The following is a 24,074-nucleotide window of genomic DNA, read 5'->3' as shown; positions in this document are numbered from 1 at the left end:
ACATGGCTGCGGGATAACCTGTTCGGCGTGGCAGACGAAAGCGAGTCGGTGGCGGTGCCCGGAGCCGATGACAACCGTGCCGGTGGCGAACGCAAAGGCGGGTCCGCATCGCGCAGCCGGCGCGGCAGGCGCAAGCGCAAGCAGCGGCCCTTCTGGCAGGAACTGCCGATCCTGATCGTCATCGCCGCCGTGATCGCGGCGCTGGTGGTGAATTTCATCGGCCGGCCCTATGTGATCCCGTCGCAGTCGATGGAACCGACCCTGCACGGCTGTGCCGGCTGTACGGGCGATCGGATCTACGTCGAGAAGCTGAGCTACGACTTCGGTGATCCCGAGCCCGGCGACGTCGTGGTCTTCGTCGGCCCGAGCGGCTCCTGGAACAAGTCCTATCACTCCAACCGCTCCAGCAATGTCGCCGTGCGCGGCGTGCAGAACTTCTTCTCGTTCTTCGGACTGGTGCCGCCGGATGAGAACGACCTGGTCAAGCGCGTGATCGCAACCGGCGGCCAAACCGTGCAGTGCTGCGACGCGCAGGGCCGGGTGATGGTCGACGGCAAACCGCTCGACGAGCCCTACGCGCACTACATCTACCCCTATCAGCCGGGGCTGGCCTATGCGACCAAGGTGGCCGGCGGGCTGTCGATCGACCCGCGCGGGCGCGAATTCGGCCCGGTCAAGGTGCCCGAGGGCAATCTGTGGGTGATGGGTGACAACCGCAACGAATCCGCGGATTCGCGCGCCCACGTCGACGACGAGTACTCCGGCACCGTGCCGATCGACGCTGTCCGCGGTAAAGCGGTGTTCAAGATCTGGCCGCCGAGCCGGATCGGCCCGGTCAAATCACAGAATCCGCAGACGAACTGAGGCGCGCGGCGCGAGATAATCGAGTCACGGGATAGTCGAACGGTAGGTGCAGTGGCGGAGACATCGCGACGCACGACGCGCAACGGTAAGGGCGGCAAGATCATCCGGCCGGTGGTTCGCACAGGGGACTGGCCGCCGCGAGTGGTGATGCGGCGGGCCGGTGGCCTGCGCACCCTGGAAGCGGCGCTGATCCGCAGCGGCCTCGGTCCCGTCGCGGGTGTCGACGAGGCGGGCCGGGGATGCTGCGCCGGCCCACTCGTGGTCGCGGCCTGCCTGCTCGCGCCCAAGGCCTACGATTCCCTTGCGGGACTGGATGATTCGAAGAAGCTGACCGAGGCCGTGCGCGAGCAGTTGTATCCGGTGATCGTGCGCCGGGCGCTGGCCTGGAAGGTCGTGGTGATCCCCGCCTGGGAAATCGACGCGATCGGCATCCACGTCGCCAATATCGAGGGCATGCGCCGGGCCGTGGCGGGTCTGGAGGTGCGGCCCGGCTATGTACTCACCGACGGCTTCCGGGTGCCGGGTATCAGCGTTCCGTCGCTGCCGGTGATCGGCGGTGACGCGGCCGCGGCGTGTATCGCCGCGGCCAGCATTCTGGCCAAGGTCACACGCGACCGGATCATGGTCGAGATGGACCGTGACCTGCCAGGATACGGTTTCGCCGCGCACAAGGGCTACAACACGCCCGAACATCTGGCGGCGCTGGAGCGGCTCGGGCCCAGTGACGAACACCGCCGGTCGTGGCGCAATGTGCGGGGCACCGCGACCGGGGAGACCGGGCGGGTGGCTGCCGATCCGGCCCATGCGGGATGATGTGACCTACACGCGTTCGTGGCGATAGAGGAGGATATTCCACCCGATGAGCAAGCGGAGCGAGGCATGAGCGCCGAGGACCTCGAGAAGTACGAAACCGAGATGGAACTCTCGCTGTATCGCGAGTACAAGGACATCGTCGGTCAGTTTTCGTACGTCGTCGAGACCGAACGCCGCTTCTATCTGGCCAATTCTGTCGAGTTGCGCCCGCAGAACGCCGACGGTGAGGTGTATTTCGAAGTGCGGATGTCGGATGCGTGGGTCTGGGACATGTATCGGCCCGCCCGCTTCGTCAAACACGTCCGCGTGATCACGTTCAAGGACGTGAACATCGAGGAACTGGAGAAGCCGGACCTGCGCCTGCCCGAATAGCGCGCAGGTCGCGAGAACCGTCCCACCTGGGGCGATCGGTCGCCGGCAGCGCCGTTGATCCACAGCCTCGGGTTCATCCACAGTGTTTCTGTTTCCGCAGGTGAGGCCCGCAGACCGCGGTCACGCCGACGGCATCCTGAGCGGGTGGCACACAATCTGGCGCTCGGCGCCCACGGAGAAGAACTGGCCGCGCAGTTCCTGCAGGGGGCCGGGATACGGATCGTCGAACGAAACTGGCGGTGTCGCTACGGCGAGCTGGACCTCATCGTCCGGGAGTCCGACACCACCGCCTTCGTCGAGGTCAAGACGCGTTCCGGGCTGGGGTTCGGCACACCGGCCGAGTCGGTGACCTTCGCCAAACAGCAGCGCATTCGGCGGCTGGCGCTGCTATGGCTGGCCGAACAGAGCGGACCGTGGCGGCGGGTCCGCTTCGATGTGGTGTCGGTCCTGCTGCTGCCGGGCCGTGACCCACAGATCGAGCACGTCCGGGCGGCCTTCTGATGGCCCTGGGACGCGCTCATTCGGTGGCTGTGACCGGGGTGGACGGGCAACTCGTCGAGATCGAGGCCGATATCGGACAGGGGTTGCCCTCGGTGCACCTGGTCGGGCGTCCGGACACCACGTTGCAGGAATCGCGGGACCGGGTCCGGGCCGCGGTGGCGAATTCGGGGGAGAAGTGGCCCGACGGGCGTGTGATTCTCGCCCTGTCGCCCGCCACGCTGCCGAAAGTCGGCAGCGTGTACGACCTGGCGTTGGCCGCAGCCGTGCTGCACGCCGGTGATTCGGTACCGGGGGCGAAGCTGGCCGGTACGGTCCTGCTCGGCGAACTGGCCCTCGACGGCCGGGTGCGGCGGGTGCGCGGCATTCTCCCCGCCGTGCTGGCGGCGCGGACCGCCGGCCGCCGGACCGTCGTGGTGCCCGAGTCGGTGCTCGGTGAGGCGGGGCTGGTGGACGGCATCACCGTGCTCGGGGCGCCGACACTGCGGGCACTGATCGATTGGCTGCGCGGTGACGGCGAACTGTCGGCACCGGACGGCAGCTACACCGCCCCGCGCCGAAGTGTCGGCGATCTCAACGAGGTGGTCGGGCAGGACGAGGCGCGCTGGGCATTGGAGGTAGCCGCGGCCGGCGGCCATCATCTGCTGTTGACCGGGCCACCCGGCATCGGCAAAACCATGTTGGCGCAACGACTTCCGGGGTTGCTGCCCGCGTTGACGGAAACGGAGTCGCTGGAGGTCACCGCCATCCATTCGGTGGCCGGGACGTTGTCGGACGATCATCCGCTCATCACGACGGCGCCGTTCGTGGCTCCGCACCATTCGACATCGGTGTCGGCGATGGTCGGCGGCGGTTCCGGCTCCGCGCGCCCCGGGGCCGTCAGCCGGGCCCACCGCGGTGTGCTCTTCCTCGACGAATGTGCCGAGATCGGAACCAAAGTGCTGGAGGCGTTGCGAACTCCGCTGGAGGAGGGCGAGGTTCGCATCGCCCGCCGCGACGGCGTGGCCCGATATCCGGCCCGCTTCCAGCTCATCCTGGCGGCGAACCCCTGCCCGTGTGCGCCCGCTCGCGATGTCGACTGCATCTGTGCGCCGCTGGCCCGCCGCAGATATCTGGGCAAGCTGTCGGGGCCGCTGATGGATCGCATCGACATCTGGGTCCAGATGCATGCGCACGCCGCCGGAACGTTCACCCCGTCCGACGCCGAATCCAGTGTCGTCGTGCGGGAACGGGTCGAGCTGGCGCGGCAGGTCGCGGCGCGGCGCTGGTCCGAGTACGGGTGGACCGTCAACGCCGAAGTGCCGGGACACGTCCTGCGCCAGCGCTTCCGGCTGCCGGCCGATGCGCTGGCGCCGGTGGAGAGTGCGCTGCGGCAGGGCCGGATGTCCGCACGCGGTGCGGACCGGGCGATCCGAGTGGCCTGGACCGTCTGTGACCTACGCGGGGGCGAGGTGCCGTCGGCGCAGGACGTCTTGCAGGCGTTGAACTTTCGGCAACGCGGCGTGTCCTGAGTCGTTGTGCGCCCGGCTTCGGCGCACATCGTCTGGGCGTGGGCGTGGGCGTGGGCGTGGGCGTGGGCGTGGGCGTGGGCGTGGGCGTGGGCGTGGGCGTGGGTGTGGGCGTGGGTACGGATGACCGAATGCGCAGTGAGGGAGGGCTTGATGATTCGCAGATCGATGGTCCGAGTGGGAACGGAAATCGCCCAATGCGATCGGAGTCGAGATCGGACGGACCGGCCGGGTGTTTTTCGCAGGGCGGGGGACGATATGACCGCGACGCCGGCCTGTCGAATTCGACGGCATCACCGGCAGGTGTGCCGCGTCGGCGGCGAGGCGGAGGTGTCGCGGTGACCGGCCACGGCGTCGGCGCGGACGGCGATTCGGGTGGTGGTGTCGCGTCTCTGGTGACCGTCGACGCGGACGAACGGCGGCTGGCGTGGGTCTATTTGTCTCGCGTGGTGGAGGGTCCGTGTCCGGCGTTGTCGGCGCTCATCGCACAAGTCGGTGTGGTGGAGGCTGCGCGTGCGGTGCGTGAATGCGATCTGCCCGAATCGCTGCGTGGTCCGACCGAACGCCGGCGCGAAGTCGACCGTGCCGAACGCGATCTCGAGCTGATGGCGCGCATCGGTGGACGAGTGATCACTCCCGACGACCCCGAATGGCCGCAGTGGCGCCTGCTGGGGCTGACCCAGCTCGACCCGGCCCGCGACGCCGACGCCGCGGTGCCGCTGGTGTTGTGGGCCCGGGGTCCGTTGTCGCTGCAGCAGTACACCGAACAGGCCCTGGCCGTGGTGGGCGCTCGCTGCTCCTCCGGATACGGCGAACAGGTCACCGCCGAACTCGTGGGTGAACTGGCCGCGCACGGCTGGACGATCGTGTCCGGAGCGGCATTCGGCATCGACGGGACGGCGCATCGCGCGGCGCTGGCCGCCGGCGGCCCCACCGTCGCCGTGCTGGCCTGCGGCGTCGACCGCCCCTATCCCGCTCAGCACGAACGCCTGCTGGCCGAGATCGCCGAAACGGGTGTGGTGGTGAGCGAATACCCGCCCGGCGCCGCCGCCCTCAAACACCGGTTCCTGGCCCGGAACCGTTTGATCGCGGCCCTGTCCGATGGTGTGCTGGTGGTCGAGGCGGGCATGCGCAGCGGTGCGCGCAATACCGCGAAATGGGCTCGGCGCCTGGGCCGTCCGGCCCTCGCGGTGCCGGGGCCGATCACCGCCGCGGCGTCGGTCGGCTGCCACCGCATGATCCGCGACCGGGAAGCGATCCTCGTCACTCGCGTCGACGAAATTCACGACGAGGTCGGTCCACTGCGACTGTCGCTGCCTACCGGCGGCGACGCCGGTGCGAATCTCGCCGGGGACCAGGCGACGGTCTTCGCCGAACTGCCGGTGGCCGGTTCGCGCTTGCCGAAACAGATCGCCGACGACAGCGGCCTCACCATCCACGCGGTGCGCGCGGCACTGGTAGCCCTCGAGGTCGCCGGGCTGGTCGGGTCCGACAGTTCGGGCTGGTTCCGCACGGTGCGAAAGGGGGCGTGAAAGGCCAGTACGACGTGATTGCGGTGAGAGTGCGCCTGACTGGCGATGTGCTCGGCGGTGATCTGCGGCCTCGCGACGAATGACCGACCGACTGGGAGCACCACGGCGCTGGTAGCCGGTCGATGGAGTACGCCGACATCCGGACCGGCGTTGTCACCCAACACATCCCGCAGGAGTGGTCGGCGCGCATCCGGGGTGCCGTTCACCTTCGTCACCGACGGCATCGACGCGGCCGGTGAGCGGGCGCGAGTGGCGGGCGGTGAGCGTATGGCCCGGCCGGCACCACAGGGTCTGCCGCAGGGTGGCAAGTGGCGTGGCCGGCGGTGGTGGGCCTGTCGGTCGGTGGTGAGCGAGCGTCCCGGTCGCGAGAAGCCGGGGTGGCCGACCGACGCCCACAGGAAGCCGGCCGATGAGGGTGTGCGGGTTCTGCGGATGCTGTCGGCGCGGTGGCTTGCGCGCGGGGCGGCCGCCGGTGAACGTGGAGAAATGGATGGATTACCGGGCGATCTCGCGGATCTGCTCGAGCAGTACGAACGGCACCTGCTGCTCGGACGCAACCGGTCCGCGCACACGGTGCGGGCCTATCTCGGGGATGCGCGATCTCTGCTGGAACACCTGTGCGCCCGATCGCCCGATGCCGCGGTGGGAGAGATCGATCTGCCGCTGTTGCGATCCTGGCTGGCCGAACAATCCGCCGCAGGCGCCGCCCGGACCACCATGGCGCGGCGCGCCTCGGCCGCACGGACGTTCACCGCTTGGCTGACGCACACCGGCCGCCTCGCGGCCGATCCCGGCCCACGGCTGGGCTCGGCCCGTGCGCATCGGGTCCTGCCCGCCGTCCTGGGGAAGGATCAGGCCGACGCGGCCATGAACGCCGCGGAATCCGGTGCGGCGCAGCGTGACCCGATGGCTCTGCGCGATCGCCTCGTCGTGGAGATGTTGTACGCCACCGGGATTCGGGTCAGCGAACTGTGCGGGCTCGACATCGAGGACGTCGACCGGGGCAGAAGGCTGGTCCGGGTATTGGGCAAGGGCAACAAAGAGCGCTCGGTTCCGTTCGGCCTGCCCGCCGACCGGGCACTGGAGAATTGGCTGAACTTCGGGCGCCCGCACCTGGCCACTGCTGAATCCGGGCGAGCGCTGCTGCTCGGCCGCCGCGGCCGCCGGCTGAACCAGCGCCAGGCCAGAACCGTTGTCCACGAGGTCGTTTCGGCCGTTCCGGGAGCCCCCGACCTGGGTCCGCACGGCTTGCGCCACACCGCCGCCACCCATCTGCTGGAAGGCGGAGCCGACCTGCGTGTGGTCCAGGAACTGCTCGGCCACGCCAGTATGGCGACCACCCAGCTCTACACCCACGTCTCGATCGAACGCCTGAAACGGGTGCACGACCAGGCCCACCCCCGCGCCTGAGCAGCGGTGCGACGGACGTCCCGCAGGGTCGCGCCGATGGTGCCGTTTGCGCCGCAGGGCTCGAAACACGTTGTTGTGCACCGCAGTTCGGATACTCGACTCGCGGTTTGTTTCGCGGAGTCGGGCGCGCTGCTGGGGTGCCCTCCGGCGCCGGGTGCGCTATGACCCTGCCCGGCAGGACCCCGGCAAGCTCGTCCGAGGCGCGTGGCGCGGCAGGCGAAGACGGGCGGCGGGTCCATTCCTGGCTTCGCGTCGGCGTAAAGACGCTCGCACCGATCCGGTCGCTGCGGCGCGTGTCCGGGCCACTGCGAAACTCGCCTGCGGCCGGATGGCGTCGCCGCCTGCGGGCCGATCATGTCGTCGCCTACGGTCTGGCGTCGTCTCCTACGGACGAATGGCGTCGATGTAGCGGCCGGCGATGAAGTGCTGGATGGCGCGGACGACGGGGCCACCGAGCTTCGTGTACCAGGTGGCGGGGCGGGAGAAGGCGGCCACCATGCCGTAGACCGTCTCGTCGGCGGGGTCGTATTCCACCGCGAAGAGTTCCTCGCCGATTTCGGGGTGGCCCGGCAGAGTGCCGTAGGCGAAGCCGCGGCGGGTCGGCTCGTCGACCACGTAGATCACCCGGCAGGGTGCCGTGATGCCGAGACCGGCGATGCCCAGTCGCACCGTCAGGGCCGTGCCCGGTTCGGCGGTCGTGGTGTCGGCGTGCTGGAAGATTCCCGTGCCACGCTGCATGCGGTAGGCCAGGATCTGATCGCCGGCGGAGTCGAACAGCGCTCGTCCGCTGCCGATGCGGCGGCGCAGGCGGAAGTGGTGATAGCCGGGCGGGAATTCCCCGGCGGTCGCTCCGACTTCCGGATAGGTGAACGGCTCGGCGGCCGCGGAATTCGCCATCTCTCCATCCTCGCTCGCGGCGGGAGTGACACACCAGGGATATCGGAGCGACGCAGCACGCTCGTAATTTATCGCCGATATACTCCGAGCTATCGGAGATAAGTCGTGCTAGCCTACCTTAGGTAACCCTAATATTGGAGGTATCGTCCTGTGGCACGTACCCGCACCAAACTGTCCTTCGAGGTCAGGCGCACCCGACGACTGACCGACCATCTGATCCGGGTGTATCTCGGCGGTCCGGGTTTCGCCGGATTTCAGCCCAACGGATTCACCGACGCCTACGTCAAACTGCTGTTTCCCGGCCCCGACGGCGAGACGATGCGCACCTATACCGTGAGCGCCATCGATGCCGACGCGGAGGAGATCGCCATCGATTTCGTCTACCACGGCGACGAGGGGGTGGCGGGTCCGTGGGCCGCAGCGGCTCGGCCGGGCGACCCCATCGAACTCTTCGGGCCGGGAGGCGCGTATTCCCCCAAGCCCGAGGCGGATTGGCATCTGCTCGCCGGCGACGAGGCCGCCCTGCCCGCCATCGCCGCCGCATGTGCCGCCCTGCCGTCCGATGCCGTCGGCCGGGTGTTCGTCGAAATCGCCGGTCCCGCCGACGAATTGGATGTCCCCCGCCCTGCGGCGGTCGAACTCGATTGGGTGCACCGCGGGGATCGCGCACCCGGCGAAGCGCTCGCCGCCGCGGTCCGTGCCGAGCCCTGGCGCGAGGGCCGCGTGCACGTCTTCATCCATGGTGAGGCCGACAAAATCATGCACGATCTGCGGCGCTATATCCGCACCGAACGTGGGGTGCCCGCCGATTGGGCCTCGATCTCCGGATATTGGCGGCGCGGGCGCACCGAGGAGGGCTTCCGGCAGTGGAAGCGTGAACTGTCCGACCAGGAATCCGGTGCCGCCGAGGCCGTTCGCTAGACCGGCGCGGGCCGCCGCCGGGTCCCGGCGAGTGTCCGAGGGCCCGGGCGGTCGCACCGGCAGGAGGCGCACGGGGGCGCGTCGCACGAGGGCCAGCGGGTCGAGATAGTCGCGGCCGCGCCGCAGACCCCAATGCAGGCAGACGCCGGGGCAGCCCGCATGTCCGGGTTGCAGCGTTCCCAGCGCCGACCCACGTCCGACTCGGCGGCCGACCGGCACATCCGCTCGCACCGGCTCGTAGGTCGTGCGCAGTCCGCCCGGATGGTCTACCGAAACGACCGGCTTGCCGCCCACCTCACCCGCGAACGCCACGATTCCGGAGCCGGCGGCGAGTACCGACTGTCCGGCGGCGCCCGCGAGATCGACTCCGCGATGGCCGGGGAGCCAATCCTGCGGCGGTCTGTCGAAACCGCGCACGACAGCGGGACGCGGCTGCAGCGGCCAGCCGAATCCGGTCGCGGGCGTGGCGTTCGCCGAGGTGGCTCCGCAGTTCACGGCCACCACCGCCGCCCCCAGGAGAAGTATCGACATCCAGCGCATGCGTCCACCCTCGCCGGAACCGAGGGGCATGGAAAGATCGGTCTCGGCGTGTGTGGACAACTCGGAAGCATGTGAACAGGGCGTGTTCCTGGCACGACGTTGTGTCGGTTCCCAGGTCCACTGGGCTCGCCCCGTGGAAGGGCAGGTCGATGGTCGTGTGTCGTGATGTCGCCGACTCGATCACAGCCGCATCGTTCGCCGGGACGATGCGACCGGTGGAAAGGCAAGTGGCCGTTCCTGATTCGGCCCTCGCCCCTTGCCCGGCCCGAGCCCGTAGCCGGTCCGGCTCATGAGTGCCGAAACGCCCGAGCCCGCCGAATCCGCACCACCGGAACCGAGCGGCGGCGGTGCCGGCTCGTCCGCCGCGCGTGATGTCGAGTCGTCGCCTGCACCCGCGGCTGAGTCGTCGCCTGCACCCGCGGCTGAGTCGTCGCCCGCTCCTGCGGCCCAGTCGTCGCTCGCCCCCGCCGAGGGGCCCGATCTCGACTACCGATTCACCCTCGCCGGTGAACGCACCTTCCTCGCCTGGATCCGCACCGCCCTCGGCCTGCTCGCGGGCGGGGTCGCGGTGCACGAGTTGGTGCAGCCGTTCGGACATCACGACATCCGATCGGTGCTGGCGATCAGTTGCATCGTGCTGTCGGCCGTCATCGCGCTCGGCGCGTTCGGCCGCTGGCGACTGGTGGGCGCGGCGATGCGGGAGGGCCGTCCGCTCCCGAACACGATGATGGTGCCGATTCTGGCGATCGGGATCGCCGTCATCGCCATGCTGGCCGGAATCGGATTGCTGCTGTCATGACCGCGATCCCGCCGAATCGTCCGCCCGCCGCCCCGGCCGACCGTGGTCTGCAGGCGGAGCGGACAGCGCTGTCCTGGTGGCGGACCGCCGTGGGGGCCATGGCCAATGCGCTGCTGTTCCTGCATGTCGCCTTGACCAGTGGTGACCGGGCCGCCACCGTGCTCGCGCTGGTGGCGATCGGTGCGCTGGCGGTGATCGCCACCGTCTGTGTGGCGCGCAGCCGGACCCTGCACACCCATGCGTGGGGGAGATGGAGTGACGGGCGGGCCGCGATGTCGACGACGAGCGCGGCGATCTGCGTCGTGGCGTCGGTGGCACTCGTGGTGGCGTTGCTGGAGTCGACGCCCGGCTGGCATCTCTGAGCTGATCTGCGCATCGGCGGGTTGCCCGGCGTCCGCTGAGCCGGGGTCGGAAACCGGGCGCTGACCACCCCGTTTATGTTCTCACCTGCGCTGGTCGTAGACTGGCAACGCGGTTCGCTGTACGCGGATCGACTTCGCGCGTCCGATCACGGTGCCGTCGGCTGGTCCTCCCGAATTCTTCCGGAAGGTCCGGCGGCCACGGACGCCAGGGCAGAGATCGACCCTCGATTTCTGCGTCAACCGGCTCAGAAAGGCGGGTACGCAGCTATGGCTGTCGTAACCATGAAGCAGCTGCTCGACAGCGGCGCACACTTCGGTCACCAGACCCGGCGGTGGAACCCGAAGATGAAGCGGTTCATCTTCACCGACCGCAACGGCATCTACATCATCGACCTGCAGCAGACGCTGACCTACATCGACAAGGCCTACGAGTTCGTCAAGGAGACCGTCGCCCACGGTGGCACCGTTCTCTTCGTCGGCACCAAGAAGCAGGCTCAGGAGTCGATCGCGGCCGAGGCGACTCGCGTCGGGATGCCCTACGTCAACCAGCGCTGGCTGGGTGGCATGCTCACCAACTTCTCCACCGTGCACAAGCGGCTGCAGCGCCTGAAGGAACTCGAGGCGATGGAGCAGACCGGTGGTTTCGAGGGCCGCACCAAGAAGGAAATCTTGATGCTGACCCGCGAGAAGAACAAGCTGGAGCGCACCCTCGGCGGTATCCGCGATATGGCCAAGGTGCCCTCGGCCATCTGGGTCGTCGACACCAACAAGGAGCACATCGCCGTCGGTGAGGCTCGCAAGCTGAACATCCCGGTCATCGCGATCCTGGACACCAACTGCGACCCCGACCTGGTCGACTACCCGATCCCGGGTAACGACGACGCGATCCGCTCGGCCGCGCTGCTCACCAAGGTTGTCGCCTCCGCGGTCGCCGAGGGCGTGCAGGCCCGCGCCTCCCGCGCCTCGGGCGATGTGAAGCCCGAAGCCGGCGCCGGCGAGCCGCTCGCCGAGTGGGAGCAGGAACTGCTCGCGCAGGCGACCCCGGCCGCCGAGGGCGGCGAGGCTGCTCCGGAGACCGCCGCCGAGGCGGAGCTGAAGGAAGAGCCGGCCACCAAGACCCCGGCCGACTTCTGATCCGGCGCGGTTCCCACCGCGATTGTCTGTTCACCTTGCCGGCCCTTCCTGTTCGGAAGCGGTCGGCATGGTGGTGCTAAGAGACCTGACAACTTTCGTAAATCTTCGAGGAGGCTCGCCACGATGGCGAACTACACCGCCCAGGATGTGAAGCGGCTCCGCGAGCTCACCGGCTCCGGAATGATGGACTGCAAGAAGGCCTTGGAGGAGACCGACGGCGACTTCGACAAGGCCGTCGAGGTGCTGCGGATCAAGGGCGCCAAGGATGTCGGCAAGCGCGCCGAGCGCGCCACCGCCGAGGGCTTGGTCGCCGCGCAGAACGGCGTGATGATCGAGCTCAACTCCGAGACCGACTTCGTCGCCAAGAACGACGAGTTCCAGAACACCGCCGGCGACATCGTCGACGCCGCCGCCAAGGTGCGCCCGGCCGACCTGGAGGCGCTCAAGGCCGTCGACGTCAACGGCAAGACCGCCGACCAGGTGGTGCAGGAGCTGGCCGCCAAGATCGGCGAGAAGCTCGAGCTGCGTCGCGTCGTGTCCTTCGACGGCCCGGTCGCGACCTACCTGCACAAGCGTTCCTCGGACCTGCCGCCGGCCGTCGGCGTGCTGGTCGAGTACCAGGGTGAGGGCGACGCCGCGGCCGAGGTCGCTCGGGCTGCCGCGATGCAGATCGCCGCGCTGAAGGCCAAGTACCTGACCCGCGAGGATGTCCCGGCAGAGGTCGTCGCCAAGGAGCGCGAGATCGCCGAGGCGACCGCCAAGGAAGAGGGCAAGCCGGAGGCCGCGCTGCCGAAGATCGTCGAGGGCCGCGTGAACGGCTTCTACAAGGACGTCGTCCTGCTGGAGCAGTCCTCGGTCACCGACAGCAAGAAGACCGTCAAGCAGCTGCTGGACGACGCCGGTGTCACCATCACCCGCTTCGCTCGCTTCGAGGTCGGTCAGGCCTGATACCCCGCGAAGGCCCCCGGCGCGACGAATTCCGTTGTGCCGGGGGCCTTTCGGCATCGATCAGCCGCCGCATCCGCCGGGGTTGATGCATCCGCTGCTGCCCGTGATGGCCCAGTTCGCCAGGTACGGGATCGCCGGCAGCAGGCTGATGATCGGCGTGCCGCTGTCGACGCTGCCGAACGCGGCCTCGGTGCTGCCGGTGGGGATCGGACCGGTGAAACCGGCCGGCGCCGCGGAACCGGCGTGGTCCGCCGCCGGGCCGGCCTCCGGTGTCAGGGGAACGACCGCCGCTGCGGCGGGCGAGGCGACGGCGAGGGGTGCGGCGCCGAGTAGTGCCGCGGCGCAGAGGATTCGAACTGTGCGGCGAGTGATCGTCATGCGCCCGCACCTTATTTGAAACAACAACGTTTCGCACTGGGATCGGTATTTGCCGTGTATTCGAGGGTCGGCTCACCGGCGCGACCGCTCGTGGTGCAGGATGGACGCAGCGTGTTACCGTCCCGCGCGAACAATCGCGCCCGGGAGGGTAATTTCCTGTGCGTGCGCTCGCTCGACTGCCGAGGACTAGGAGACCGATGACGGACCCGGATACGGCGCCCGACCGCAAGGGCTATCGCCGAGTACTCCTCAAATTGGGTGGGGAGATGTTCGGCGGCGGCGAGGTCGGGCTCGACCCGGATGTGGTCCAGACCGTAGCCGAGCAGATCGCCGAGGTCGTCTCGACCGGCGTGCAGGTGGCGGTGGTCATCGGTGGCGGCAACTTCTTCCGCGGCGCCGAACTCGAGGAGCGCGGCATGGAACGGGCTCGCTCCGATTACATGGGTATGCTCGGCACCGTGATGAACAGCCTTGCGCTGCAAGACTTTCTGCAGAAGCAGGGTGTCGACACCCGCGTGCAGACGGCCATCACCATGGGACAGGTCGCGGAGCCGTACCTGCCCCTGCGTGCGAAGCGGCATCTGGAGAAGGGCCGTGTGGTGATCTTCGGCGCCGGTATGGGCATGCCGTACTTCTCCACCGACACCACCGCGGCGCAGCGCGCGCTCGAGATCGGCGCCGAGGTGGTACTGATGGCCAAGGCCGTCGACGGCGTCTTCACCGCCGACCCCAAGGTCGAGGCGGAGGCGATCATGTTCTCCGAGATCACGCACAAGGAAGTCCTCGAGCGGGGACTCAAGGTGGCCGATGCCACCGCGTTCAGTCTGTGTATGGACAACCAGATGCCGATGCTGGTGTTCAATTTGTTGATCAAGGGCAATATCGCCCGCGCGGTGGCCGGTGAGAAAATCGGCACACTGGTTCGGTCCTGAACCCTGCGGGGATCGGTCCTCGCGAATTCCGGGCCCCGAAACGATGCTGTGGAGGAAACGGTCGTGATTGATGAAGCGCTCTTCGACGCCGAGGAGAAGATGGAAAAGGCTGTCTCGGTGGCGAAGGACGACCTCGGAAGTATTCGGACCGGCCGCGCCAACCCGGGCATGTTCAACCGGGTCGTGGTCGAGTACTACGGCTCGCCGACGCCGATCACCCAGATGGCCAGCATCACCGTGCCCGAGCCGCGCATGGTCGTCATCAAGCCCTACGAGCAGGGGCAGTTGCAGACGATCGAGACCGCGATCCGCAATTCGGATCTGGGCGTGAATCCGACCAACGACGGCACCATCATCCGCGTGGTGATCCCGCAGCTGACCGAGGAACGCCGGCGCGAACTGGTGAAGCAGGCGAAATCCAAGGGGGAGGACGCCAAGATCGCCATTCGCAATGTGCGGCGCAAGTCGATGGACGAGCTGAACCGCATCCAGAAGGACGGCGAGGCCGGCGAGGACGAGGTCGGTCGCGCCGAGAAGGAACTCGACAAGACCACCCAGAAGTACGTGGCCCAGATCGATGAGCTGGTCAAGCACAAGGAATCGGAACTGCTCGAGGTGTGAGACTCGGCCCGGCGCGACGATGCGGCACGGGCCCGGGGATGGAGTGGACGAATAAGTGAGCGACGGGACAATCGTGGCCGAAGAAGCCGCAGCCGGCGAGACGATGCCGGCGAGCGACCCGGCCGGTGCAACACCGGCTCCCGACACGCCCTCGGCGCAGCCGAGCGGTAAGCCCTCCCGCGCCGGTCGCAATTTACCGGCCGCGCTGGCGGTCGGTGTCGGCCTCGGCGCATCGCTGATCGCGATCCTGCTGTTCGTTCCGAAGGTTCTGATCGGGGTCATCGCGGTCGCGATGGCGATCGCCACCTGGGAGGTCGCCAAGCGGCTGCGCGAGGCCGACGTCCTGGTGCCGCGGGTGCCGCTCATCGCCGGAGGGCAGGCGATGATCTGGCTGGCGTGGCCCTACGGCACCCAGGGTGTGGCGGGCGCCTTCGCGGCGACCGCGCTGGTGTGCATGGTGTGGCGACTGTTCGACCACGGCCTGGCGGCCACGCCGCGAAACTTCCTGCGCGACACCGCGATCACGGTGTTCGTGGTGTCCTGGATCCCGCTGCTGGCCTCCTTCGCGGTGCTGATGCTGCAGCAGGACGACGGCAATCTCCGCGTGCTGACCTTCATGATCCTGGTGGTCTGCTCCGATGTCGGCGGTTACGTGGCCGGCGTGCTGTTCGGCCGCCATCCGATGGTGCCGGCCATCAGCCCGAAGAAATCGTGGGAGGGTTTCGCCGGATCGCTGGTGTTCTGCATCATCGGCGGACTGCTCACGGTGACGCTGCTGCTGCAGGCCAATTCGATGATCGGCGTGCTGCTGGGCGTCGCGGTCGTGCTCGTGGCGACCTGCGGTGATCTGATCGAATCGCAGATCAAGCGCGAGCTGGGCATCAAGGACATGGGCACGTTGCTGCCCGGGCACGGCGGCATCATGGACCGCCTCGACTCGATGCTGCCCTCGGCGTTCGTCTCCTGGCTGGTGCTGACCGCCCTGCTCTGACCCCCCTTGCTCGGGCTCAGCGTCGCTTCGCCGCGCGCCGCAACTGCATGATCCGCCAGCCGCCGGCCAGCGCCATCACCAGCGCTCCGGCGATCACCGACAGCAGCAGCGTGACGCCGAGCGGCAGGTTGAACTGCCAGAAGAACAGGTGGATCCGGACCTGATCGAGGTTCTGCAGGATGAAGATCAACAGCAGAACCCCGATGACCGCCGCCGCGACCAGCGCCACCCAGGTATAGCCCGCGCGGGTCTTGAGGGCTCGGTTGCGGCGGACGGGTGCGGTCGAGGGCGGAGTGTCGACGCGCGGGGGATCGGTGTGCGGGACCGGGTCCGGTCCGTGGCTCGGTACTGCGTCGCTGGTCATATTTCGATCATTCCCGATCGCTATGGCGGATAGGTGTATCTGGGGAATACCCGTTCGCCCGCGCCGTAACTGTGATCGGGTTATCCCTGCCCGCGGGCGGCGGGCCCGTACCGGCAATGCGACACTGGAAGGGTTATGACTACCTCCCTGCCGCTCGTTTTCGATGCTCCGCGCCGTGGAATGCCGCCGCGGCATCTCGCCGACCTCGATTCGGCCCAGCGGCGGCAGGCGGTGGAGGAACTCGGACTGCCGAAATTCCGGGCCGATCAGATCGCCCGGCAGTACTACGGGCGGCTGCAGGCCGATCCGCGCCAGATGACCGATCTGCCCGAGCCGATGCGGGAGAAGATCGCCGAGGCGTTGTTCCCGCCGCTGCTCAGCGAGGTGCGGCAGGTCGTCTGCGACGAGGGCACCACCCGCAAGACCCTGTGGCGCGCCGGTGACGGCACCCTGCTCGAGAGCGTGTTGATGCGCTACCCCGACCGCAACACGCTGTGTATCTCCAGTCAGGCCGGCTGCGGTATGGCCTGCCCATTCTGTGCGACCGGGCAGGGCGGGCTGAACCGCAACCTTTCCACCGCCGAGATCGTCGACCAGGTGCGCGCGGCCGCCGCGGCGCTGCGTGACGGCGAGGTGGCCGGTGGTGCCGGTCGTCTGTCGAACATCGTGTTCATGGGCATGGGTGAGCCGCTCGCCAACTACAAGCGGGTCGTGGCGGCGGTCCGGCGGATCACCTCTCCCGCGCCGGACGGCCTGGGTATCTCGCAGCGCAACGTGGTCGTGTCGACCGTCGGCCTGGCCCCCGCGATCCGCAAACTGGCCGACGAGGGCCTGTCGGTGACGCTGGCCGTGTCCCTGCACACGCCGGACGACGAATTGCGAGATACGTTGGTGCCGGTCAACAATCGCTGGTCGGTCGCCGAAGTCCTCGACGCCGCACGGTATTACGCCGACAAGACCGGTCGCCGGGTCTCGGTCGAATACGCTCTGATCCGCGATATCAACGACCAGCCGTGGCGTGCCGACATGCTCGGCCAGAAGCTGCACAAGGCGCTGGGCGCCCGTGGCCACGTGAACCTGATCCCGTTGAATCCGACCCCGGGCTCGAAGTGGGACGCCTCACCGAAACCTGTTGAGCGGGAATTCGTTCGGCGGGTGGAGGCACAGGGGGTGCCGTGCACGGTGCGCGATACCCGGGGGCAGGAGATCGCCGCGGCCTGCGGACAGTTGGCCGCAGAGGGTTAGACACCACTCGACGGGATGGCCGTCGGGCAGGCCTCCGGCGATCCGGAAGCCCGCCCGCACCGCCTATCCCGCCGGTTTGGTGAACGGCTGGTTGACGGTCGTGAAGTATTGGGCCGCGGCCAGAATCGCCACCGGTGCCGTCACCAGCAGCTGACCGATCAGGGTGCCGAGGGCGCCGATCGCCACGATGCCGCCGACGCAGCCCACCACCGCCGCCGGAACGAACGGGCCGAACAGGCCGACGATCGTCGCGGAGGCGACGGTGGCTCCGGCGATGCCGCCGAGCAGGCAGCCGATCGCGCCGCCGCTGAGCCCGCCGACCAGGGTGCCGATCGTGGCGCCCGCTCCGATCGTGCTGGTCAGGCGGGACCAGGCGGCCTGTTCGCGGTCGTAGGGCGTTTTCCACGGCGCCTGATTCTCGTACGGCAGCGCGACGGGGCGGTATGTCGCGTGCGCGAGATCCAGTCGCGGTGTCAGGGTCGCGGTGTGGCCCGAGATGTCCGCGGCGATCGGGAAGACGAAATCGTCCACCCGGAAGGACAATTCGGTGCCGGCGAGCACGGTGCCGTCGGCCGCCTCGATCGTGAAGACGCCGCCCTCGTCGGTCAGCGAACCGCTGTCGGTGCGGATGATCGTCGACGTCGGAGTCGTGGTGGCGGTAAAGTTCACCGCGCCGGCTTCGCCCGGATCGGCGTGGGCGAGCGCCACACTCAGTGTGGTGGCCAGCAGTGCGCTCGCCGCGATCATTTTCCTCATCTTTTCCTTTCCTCTCCCGAAACCGGTCCGCACCATCGGTTGTCGACGGGGGCCGGTGGTGGGTACGTGCCGGGTGCGGCTACAGCCGCACCTCGACGTGGTAGTCGCGCAGCCAGGTGTTGAGCTGCAGGGCGCGAGGCAGCCAGGGCGGCGGGGTGAAGGTGCCGCTGTGCCAGCGATCGCCCTCGGCGAGTTCGGCGAGTGCGCCGGTATTCAGCAGCGCCAGTGCGGGGGCGGTCGGGTCGGCCAGCATGGCTCGGGTGGCCTCGCGCACCGCGGCGAGATATTGCGGACTCTGGCCGAACGGGAAACCGCTCTTGGGGCGTTTGGCGACCTGTGGTGGCAGCCACGGCTCGGCCGCCGCGCGCAGGATTCCCTTCTCCTGGCCGCCGTGGCGCTTGAGATCCCACGGCACGTTCCAGAGGTATTCGACGAGCCGGTGATCGCAGAACGGCAGCCGGACCAGCAGGCCGGTACGCATGCTCATCCGGTCCTTGCGGTCGAGCAGGAACGGCAGGAAGCGGGTGAGTTCGAGATGGAAGACCTCCCGGATGCGCCGGTCCGGGCCCTGTTCACCGTCGAGCGGGACCAGTTCGGCGACGGCCTCGCGATGCCGGTGCACCACCGCCGCGTCCAGGTCGAGATGGGCGCGCAGTTCGGGCGACAGCATCGCGTTGCGGTCGGTGTTGCCCGCGGCCCACGGGAAACCGCCGCTGGACGCGGTGGCCTCGGCCGCGAACCACGGGTATCCGCCGAAGATGTCGTCGGCGCCTTCTCCCGACAGCACCACGTCCGCGTATCGGCGGACCTCCCGGAACAGCAGGTAGAGCGAGACATCGAGATCACCGACGCCAGGGATGTCGCGCGCCCGCAACGTTTCCCCCATCTCGTCCAGCAGAGCGGGCGCGTCGAGCAGGACCTCGGTGTGGTCGGTGCCGACATGGTCCACCACCGCGCGCACGTACGGCGCGTCCCGGCTGACGTGCAGCGCGTCGGGCGTGAAATCGGTGTCGCTGCCGGCGAAGTCGACCGAATAGGTGGCCAGTTTCGCATCGCCACGAGCCCGCGCCGCCAAGGCCGTGATGACGCTGGAATCCAGGCCGCCGGAGAGCAGCCCGGCGGCCGTGCCGGTGCGGGTCTGCCGCTCGACGATATCGGTGAGCAGCTCGCGCAGCGTGGCGATCGTGGTGTCGACATCGTCGGTGTGCGGCGCGCTGACCGGCTGCCAGTACCGGTGGTGGTGCAGGCCGTTGTGATCGGCGCGCACGATCCAGCCCGGCCGCACCTCGCGCAGTCCGCGATAGACCGCGTCACCGGGCCGCCGCATCGCCACGGTGAAGATGTCGATCAGTCCCTCGACATCCACTTGGGGCCGGAACAACTCGTTGGCCAGCAACGCTTTCGGTTCCGAGCCGAACAGCAGGCCGCCGGGGTGTTCGGCGTAGTAGAGCGGTTCGATGCCCAGCCGGTCGCGGGCCAGCAGCAGTTCGCCGCGACGCACGTCCCACACGGCGAAGGCGAACATGCCGTCGAGGCGGCTCACCGCGCCGGCGCCCCACTCCAGGTAGGCGTGCAGCACCACCTCGGCGTCCGGGTCCGTGGCGCCGGTGAACGCGTGGCCCCGGGCGGTCAGTTCATGGCGGAGTTCGGCGGTGTTGTAGAGCTCGCCGGACAGCGTCAGCACCGCGATCGGCCTTCCGGCCTCGCCGGTGACGACGGGCTGCCCGTTGTCGAGCAGATCGGCCACCGCGAGTACGTTGCGGCCCAGCGCGATTCGTCGTTCCAGCCAGATGCCGCCGCCGTCGGGACCGCGGTGAGCGAGTGCGTCGGACATGGCCCGTACCGTCGTGGTGTGTTCGCGCAGATCGCGGTCGCGGTCGAGCCAGCCGGTGATTGCGGACATGAGTCGTCGCCTCCTCAGGCACCGGGTGCGAGTTCGGCGATCGTCTGCCGCACCACGGCGTCGATCGGGGCGGGCAGCCGGTCCCAGTTCTTCTCGTCGTCGAGGTCGAGGACCCGCGAGAGTTTCCAGCCGAGGTATTGGCCGAGAGAGGCCAGCGGCGGCAGGACCGGCACCGGACGGACGGTCACTTCCTCGCGGCCGAACAGCGCCCGCAACCGGCCGGTCAGCACGTCGGTCCACGGACCGGCGGGGTCGCCGTCGTAGGTGACCAGGAAGACGACCTGGCGGCCGCGCACGACGACCATGTAGTTGAAGACCGTCGCCGCGGGCAGCGGCTGTTCCCATACCGCCGCCTCGAGATCGTTCTGCCGAATACCGTTGCGGTCCAGGACCAGAAGATCCTGGGAACGCCCCTGGGTGAGCAGGATCGGGGTGCGGACCCCGCACGGGCACGGAGTCGCGTCGATCTCGACGAGATCGCCGGTGCGGTAGCGCAACAGCGGCCGGGCGGGCAGATCGAGCGTGGTCAGCACCAGTTCACCGCGATCGGAGCTGTTCCCGATGCGGCGAATTCCGTTGTCGTCGGCCAACTCCAGCAGGAAGCTCTGCGGTTGCAGGTGGAGCTGTCCCTGCTCACAGGTGACCGCGGGTGTTCCGGTCTCGGAGGAGCCGTAGGAGGATACGTACGATCGCGCGCCGGTGAGGCGTTCGAGGTGACGGCGGAAACTGGGGCCGGTCTGCTCGGCCATCAGCAGCAGCCGATCGAAGCGCGGCGCGGGCAGTTCGTTGCGGTGGGCGAACTGCACCATTTCCAGCAGCCGCGACGGGGGGCCGACGAAGACGTTCGCGCCGAGCTGGTCGACCAGCCGCAGCACCCGGGTGTAGTCGCCGGTGATGTTGTCCACCCAGGGCCGCAGCGACATGACCTCGAGGTATTCCAGCGCCTTCTCGAACTGGTAGGCGGCCGGGGCGAACGGGGCGTTGATCAGAATCAGCGCGATATCCTTCGGCTGCAGCAGCCGGGCCCACATCTCGCCGATGTTGACGGTGTTGACCAGCAGATCGTCCAGCGCCTTCGGCGCGGCGGCGGGATCGCCGGTGGTGCCGGAGGATTCGTAGTAGTGCAGGAATTCGTCCAGCGGCCGGGTGAACGCCTCGGCCCCGAACCGGCCCAGTTCGCGCTTGCCGAGCAGCGGAAGCGACGGCAGGATCTCGCTGAGCACCCGCTCGTCGGAAATCGTTGTGCCCGCGTCGATCTCGGCGAGCAGATCGGCCGGCAGCCGTCCCTCGTACATGGGGGAGCCGGCGGCGGCCCGGACGGTTCGCAACAGTTTCTCGGCGTGAACCCGGTCGAGGTCGGCGGTGCCGTCGAGAACCGAGCGAACCAGGTGGGTGTGTTCGTCCAGCAGGGCCTCGTTCTTCGCGCGCGTCCGCGCATCGCGTAACAGCAACATCGGTACGGCTCCTAACCGTGGGGGGTGAAAAGGGGATCGGCAACGCCGGCGGCGGCACGCACCGATCCGTCGGCGATCAGCCGGGCGACCCGCTCGATATCGCGGTCCATGCGGCGGTCGCGGTCGGTGAAGGGGACGTGCGCGCGAATCAGTTCATGGACCCGGCGCACGGCGGGTGCGGCCTGCCCGGCGCCCCGGATATCGATCGCCTGCGCGAGCGCGACGAGGTGGATGGCGGTGACCTGCCGGGTCAACTCGATGATGGTCCGCGCGTCCCGGGCGGCGATCGTGCCCATGCTGACCTTGTCCTGGTTGTGCGATTCGGTCGAGCGTGACAGCACGGTCGCCGGACCGCTGAGACCGAGCGCCTCGGCGGTGACCGCGGACGCGGCGATCTGCATGCCTTTGAACCCGTGGTGCAGGCCGGACTGCCGGTCGGACTCGGGCACCGGCGCGACGAGATTGGCGGTCAGGCCCGCGTTGAACTTCTCGTCCACCACCAGGGCGAGCTGGCGGTCCAGCAGATCGGCGAGACTGGCCACGGCGACCTTCAGGCTGTCCATCGCCTGTCCGACGTGGCCGGCGTAGAAGTTGCCGCCGTGATGCAATTCGCCTGTCTCCCAGGCGAAGAGCGGATTGTCGGTGGAGGAGTTGATCTCGGTCTCCACCCACCTGCGGGTCCACTCGAGACTGTCGCGCAGCACGCCGTTGACGTGCGGTGCGCAGCGCACCGAGTACTTGTCCTGGATGCGGTGGTCCAGCAGCAGGAACCCGCGCCCGTCCAGGGTGTCGCGGCGGACCAGGATCTCCTCGTAGCTGGTGGTGAGTTTCGAATCGGCGAGCAGTTCCCGGATCAGCGCGGCGCTGGCGCCCTGACCCGGATGGGGCTTGTTGGCGTGCACGAACGGGTGGAAATGAGAAGCGTTGCCCAGCAGTGCTTCACAGGTCATCGCGGTGGCGACGTCGGCGGCGTAGGCCAGCTCGGCCGCGTCGGTGAGCGCCAGCGCCGCGAAGGCCGCGGTGAAGGAGGTGCCGTTGATCAGCGCCAGGCCCTCCTTCGGGCCCAGCGCGACCGGTGCGATGCCCGCCTCGCGCAACGCGTCGAGCGCCGGCCGGGTCTCGCCGCGGTAGCGCACCTCGCCCTCGCCGATGAGCGCCGCCGCGACGTAGCACAATGGCACCAGATCGCCGCTGGCGCCTAGTGATCCGCGTTCGGGGATCAGCGGCAGGATGTCCTCGTCGAGGTGCCGCAGCAACGTCGCCACCACATCGGGGCGGATCGCGGACGGCCCGCGGGTGAGGCAGTTCGCCCGGATCAGCATGGTGGCGCGGGCGATCTCCGGCGTCGCGATCGGACCGACGCCGTTGAGGTGATACAGGATCAGGTTGCGCTGCAGCGCAGCCGCTTTCGACGGTGCGATCTGCCGGTTGACGCTGTCGCCGAATCCGGTGGTGACGCCGTAGATCGGTATCCCGGTTTCGAGCAGTTCGTTCTTCAGCAGCACCGACTCCGACATCCCGGCCTGGGCCACCGGTGCGATGCTGACCGAGATCGGCGCGGTGCGGCGCGCCACCGCCGCCACGTCGGTGAGTTGTAAACCGTTGCCGTCCAGAACCAGTTCGGTACTCGTGGTGGTCATGACAGTTCGGCCAGCAGTTCGGGGGCGGAGACGAATTCCCGGCCGAGTGCGCTCGCGAGCCCGCGCAGATCCGCGGCGAAGCGGTCGAATTGCGCCAGATCCAGCGACTGTGCGCCGTCGGAGAGCGCCTCGTGCGGGCGCGGATGCACCTCGACGATCAGTCCGTCGGCGCCGGCGGCGAGCGCGGCGGCCGACATCGGCGGCACATATCGCGTCGCGCCGGTGCCGTGGCTCGGGTCGACCAGAATCGGCAGGTGGGATAGTTCTTTGACCACCGGAACGGCGTTGAGGTCCAACGTGAACCGGGTCGAGCGCTCGAACGTGCGGATCCCGCGCTCACAGAGGATGACGTTGTCGTTGCCGTGCGCGAGCAGATACTCCGCCGCGTTGAGCCATTCGTGCACGGTCGCCGACATGCCGCGCTTGAGCAGTACCGGTCGCCCGGTCAGCGCCAATTCGGTGAGCAGGCTGAAGTTCTGCATATTGCGCGCGCCGACCTGCAGCACGTCGGCGGCATCGCCGACCAGTTCGATGTCGCGGGCGTCGAGGATCTCGGTGACGATCGGAAGTCCGGTCTGCGCCCGCGCCTCGCGCAGCAGCGGCAGCCCGATGTGGCCGAGGCCGTGGAAGCTGTAGGGGGAGGTGCGCGGTTTGAAGATGCCGACGCGCAGCATGGCCGCGCCGGCGGCCTTCACCCGATGGGCCGTTTCCAGCAGCACTTGCGGGGTCTCGGCCGAGCACGGCCCGGCGATGATCACCGGTCGGCCGTCGCCGACCGGCACCGAGCCGACGTGCACCACCGAACCCTCCGGTCGATGCGCCCTGGCCGCGAGCGGAAACGACGTCCCTTCCGGCAGTACGCGGGTCACATACTCACTGCGGGTGAGTTCGGCCTCCAGGACGGGACCGGAGGCGCCCCACGCCACGATCAGGAAGCCGTCGCGGGTGCGCCGGGTGGTCGCGGCGGCGGGCAGTTGCCGGATCCGGGACAACAGGTCCTGCAACCGGTTTTCGTCGATATCGCCGCGGGTGTGCGCTACGTAGACGGTCATCGTGTCGGCCTCCTCGGGTCGCCGAACCCTGGGGCAGCAGCATTGGTGCGAGCCAGGCGGGAAGAAAACGATCGAATTGCGATCGCAAATCATTCTGTTTCGGCCGGGAATATCGGTCTTCCGGCCACGGCCCTATTGCG

The 24,074-nt window shown here is 68.6% G+C and carries 23 protein-coding genes and 2 pseudogenes; 16 read left to right on the top strand and 9 right to left on the bottom strand.

Translation table 11 applies throughout. From position 1 onward, the window contains the following. Positions 1-27: 27 nt before the first annotated feature. The 7 genes from lepB to NMI01S_RS22475 all read left to right on the top strand — a co-directional run bounded on the left by lepB (position 28) and on the right by NMI01S_RS22475 (position 6,997). Positions 28-864 (top strand): signal peptidase I, encoded by an 837-nt coding sequence (gene lepB / locus NMI01S_RS22505; protein WP_063000255.1) that lies wholly within the window; start codon positions 28-30, stop codon positions 862-864. Between the two features lie 111 nt (positions 865-975). Further along, positions 976-1,677, top strand: a complete 702-nt coding sequence (locus tag NMI01S_RS22500; protein ID WP_281186749.1) for a ribonuclease HII — start codon at positions 976-978, stop codon at positions 1,675-1,677. A gap of 66 nt (positions 1,678-1,743) precedes the next feature. After that, positions 1,744-2,049, top strand: a complete 306-nt coding sequence (locus NMI01S_RS22495; protein WP_011210678.1) for a DUF2469 domain-containing protein — start codon at positions 1,744-1,746, stop codon at positions 2,047-2,049. 144 nt (positions 2,050-2,193) lie between these two features. Beyond that, the gene (locus NMI01S_RS22490; protein ID WP_063000253.1) at positions 2,194-2,550 is read left to right on the top strand and encodes a YraN family protein; all 357 of its coding nucleotides are present in this window, start codon (positions 2,194-2,196) and stop codon (positions 2,548-2,550) included. Next, a complete protein-coding gene (locus NMI01S_RS22485; protein ID WP_063000251.1) occupies positions 2,550-4,058 on the top strand; it encodes a YifB family Mg chelatase-like AAA ATPase in 1,509 nt (502 codons plus the stop codon). Before NMI01S_RS22490 ends, NMI01S_RS22485 begins: the two co-directional genes overlap by 1 nt. A 392-nt stretch (positions 4,059-4,450) precedes the next feature. Beyond that, positions 4,451-5,587: a DNA-processing protein DprA gene (gene dprA / locus NMI01S_RS22480; protein ID WP_063000938.1), complete on the top strand. Its 1,137-nt coding sequence runs from the start codon at positions 4,451-4,453 to the stop codon at positions 5,585-5,587. A 486-nt stretch (positions 5,588-6,073) separates the two neighbouring features. After that, positions 6,074-6,997, top strand: a complete 924-nt coding sequence (locus NMI01S_RS22475; protein WP_063000936.1) for a tyrosine recombinase XerC — start codon at positions 6,074-6,076, stop codon at positions 6,995-6,997. Between the two features lie 384 nt (positions 6,998-7,381). Here NMI01S_RS22475 and NMI01S_RS22470 read toward each other — a convergent pair whose 3' ends face one another. Continuing rightward, positions 7,382-7,894, bottom strand: a complete 513-nt coding sequence (locus NMI01S_RS22470) for a DUF1990 domain-containing protein (RefSeq protein WP_063000249.1) — start codon at positions 7,892-7,894, stop codon at positions 7,382-7,384. 150 nt (positions 7,895-8,044) lie between these two features. Between NMI01S_RS22470 and NMI01S_RS35000 the strand changes: the two genes are divergently transcribed. Next, positions 8,045-8,815 carry a siderophore-interacting protein gene (locus NMI01S_RS35000; protein WP_063000247.1) on the top strand — a complete coding sequence of 257 codons (771 nt, stop codon included), beginning with the start codon at positions 8,045-8,047 and terminating at the stop codon, positions 8,813-8,815. Positions 8,816-8,971: 156 nt separating this feature from the next. Here NMI01S_RS35000 and NMI01S_RS34995 read toward each other — a convergent pair. Further along, positions 8,972-9,346 (bottom strand): annotated as a pseudogene (locus NMI01S_RS34995) (peptidoglycan DD-metalloendopeptidase family protein); the annotation flags it as partial. 472 nt (positions 9,347-9,818) lie between these two features. Here NMI01S_RS34995 and NMI01S_RS36425 point away from each other — a divergent pair. The 4 genes and pseudogenes from NMI01S_RS36425 to tsf form a co-directional block, all read left to right on the top strand. Continuing rightward, positions 9,819-10,154 (top strand): annotated as a pseudogene (locus tag NMI01S_RS36425) (YidH family protein); the annotation flags it as partial. Continuing rightward, positions 10,151-10,516: a DUF202 domain-containing protein gene (locus tag NMI01S_RS22455; protein WP_063000245.1), complete on the top strand. Its 366-nt coding sequence runs from the start codon at positions 10,151-10,153 to the stop codon at positions 10,514-10,516. The pseudogene NMI01S_RS36425 and the gene NMI01S_RS22455, both read left to right, overlap by 4 nt. Positions 10,517-10,783: 267 nt before the next feature. After that, positions 10,784-11,650: a 30S ribosomal protein S2 gene (gene rpsB, locus NMI01S_RS22450; protein ID WP_039779785.1), complete on the top strand. Its 867-nt coding sequence runs from the start codon at positions 10,784-10,786 to the stop codon at positions 11,648-11,650. Positions 11,651-11,773: 123 nt separating this feature from the next. Beyond that, positions 11,774-12,598 (top strand): translation elongation factor Ts, encoded by an 825-nt coding sequence (gene tsf / locus NMI01S_RS22445; protein ID WP_036503639.1) that lies wholly within the window; start codon positions 11,774-11,776, stop codon positions 12,596-12,598. A 60-nt stretch (positions 12,599-12,658) separates the two neighbouring features. On the opposite strand, the gene NMI01S_RS22440 is transcribed toward tsf, so the two are convergent. After that, positions 12,659-12,976, bottom strand: a complete 318-nt coding sequence (locus NMI01S_RS22440) for a hypothetical protein (protein ID WP_063000243.1) — start codon at positions 12,974-12,976, stop codon at positions 12,659-12,661. Positions 12,977-13,173: 197 nt separating this feature from the next. Between NMI01S_RS22440 and pyrH the strand changes: the two genes are divergently transcribed. The 3 genes from pyrH to NMI01S_RS22425 all read left to right on the top strand — a co-directional run bounded on the left by pyrH (position 13,174) and on the right by NMI01S_RS22425 (position 15,520). Then, positions 13,174-13,908: a UMP kinase gene (gene pyrH, locus NMI01S_RS22435; RefSeq protein WP_030513088.1), complete on the top strand. Its 735-nt coding sequence runs from the start codon at positions 13,174-13,176 to the stop codon at positions 13,906-13,908. Between the two features lie 63 nt (positions 13,909-13,971). After that, on the top strand, positions 13,972-14,529 hold the full coding sequence (frr, locus tag NMI01S_RS22430; RefSeq protein WP_036503637.1) for a ribosome recycling factor: 558 nt from the start codon (positions 13,972-13,974) through the stop codon (positions 14,527-14,529). A 103-nt stretch (positions 14,530-14,632) separates the two neighbouring features. Further along, positions 14,633-15,520 carry a phosphatidate cytidylyltransferase gene (locus tag NMI01S_RS22425; protein WP_063000934.1) on the top strand — a complete coding sequence of 296 codons (888 nt, stop codon included), beginning with the start codon at positions 14,633-14,635 and terminating at the stop codon, positions 15,518-15,520. 16 nt (positions 15,521-15,536) lie between these two features. Here NMI01S_RS22425 and NMI01S_RS22420 read toward each other — a convergent pair whose 3' ends face one another. Further along, entirely contained in the window at positions 15,537-15,884 is a 348-nt protein-coding gene (locus NMI01S_RS22420; RefSeq protein WP_030513091.1) for a LapA family protein, read from the bottom strand. 135 nt (positions 15,885-16,019) lie between these two features. Between NMI01S_RS22420 and rlmN the strand changes: the two genes are divergently transcribed. Continuing rightward, positions 16,020-17,129, top strand: coding sequence for a dual-specificity RNA methyltransferase RlmN (gene rlmN, locus NMI01S_RS22415; RefSeq protein WP_063000241.1), 1,110 nt, complete (start codon positions 16,020-16,022; stop codon positions 17,127-17,129). Between the two features lie 63 nt (positions 17,130-17,192). Here the strand turns inward: rlmN and NMI01S_RS22410 are convergent, their stop codons facing one another. From NMI01S_RS22410 to aroF, 5 genes are all read right to left on the bottom strand, one after another. Beyond that, positions 17,193-17,885 carry a DUF8020 domain-containing protein gene (locus NMI01S_RS22410; RefSeq protein ID WP_063000239.1) on the bottom strand — a complete coding sequence of 231 codons (693 nt, stop codon included), beginning with the start codon at positions 17,883-17,885 and terminating at the stop codon, positions 17,193-17,195. A gap of 79 nt (positions 17,886-17,964) precedes the next feature. Further along, positions 17,965-19,788, bottom strand: coding sequence for an asparagine synthase (glutamine-hydrolyzing) (gene asnB / locus NMI01S_RS22405; protein ID WP_063000237.1), 1,824 nt, complete (start codon positions 19,786-19,788; stop codon positions 17,965-17,967). A 14-nt stretch (positions 19,789-19,802) separates the two neighbouring features. Further along, complete coding sequence (locus NMI01S_RS22400) at positions 19,803-21,242, bottom strand: phenylacetate--CoA ligase family protein (protein WP_063000235.1); 1,440 nt, start codon at positions 21,240-21,242, stop codon at positions 19,803-19,805. A gap of 11 nt (positions 21,243-21,253) precedes the next feature. After that, a complete protein-coding gene (locus NMI01S_RS22395; protein WP_063000233.1) occupies positions 21,254-22,882 on the bottom strand; it encodes an HAL/PAL/TAL family ammonia-lyase in 1,629 nt (542 codons plus the stop codon). Continuing rightward, the gene (gene aroF / locus NMI01S_RS22390) at positions 22,879-23,934 is read right to left on the bottom strand and encodes a 3-deoxy-7-phosphoheptulonate synthase (RefSeq protein WP_063000231.1); all 1,056 of its coding nucleotides are present in this window, start codon (positions 23,932-23,934) and stop codon (positions 22,879-22,881) included. Before aroF ends, NMI01S_RS22395 begins: the two co-directional genes overlap by 4 nt. Between the last annotated feature and the right edge of the window lie 140 nt (positions 23,935-24,074).

It is taken from the genome of Nocardia mikamii NBRC 108933, assembly GCF_001613505.1.
Lineage (GTDB): Bacteria > Actinomycetota > Actinomycetes > Mycobacteriales > Mycobacteriaceae > Nocardia > Nocardia mikamii.
The sequence above is the reverse complement of the archived record's forward strand: the minus strand, read 5'-3'. Positions and strand labels throughout refer to the sequence as shown.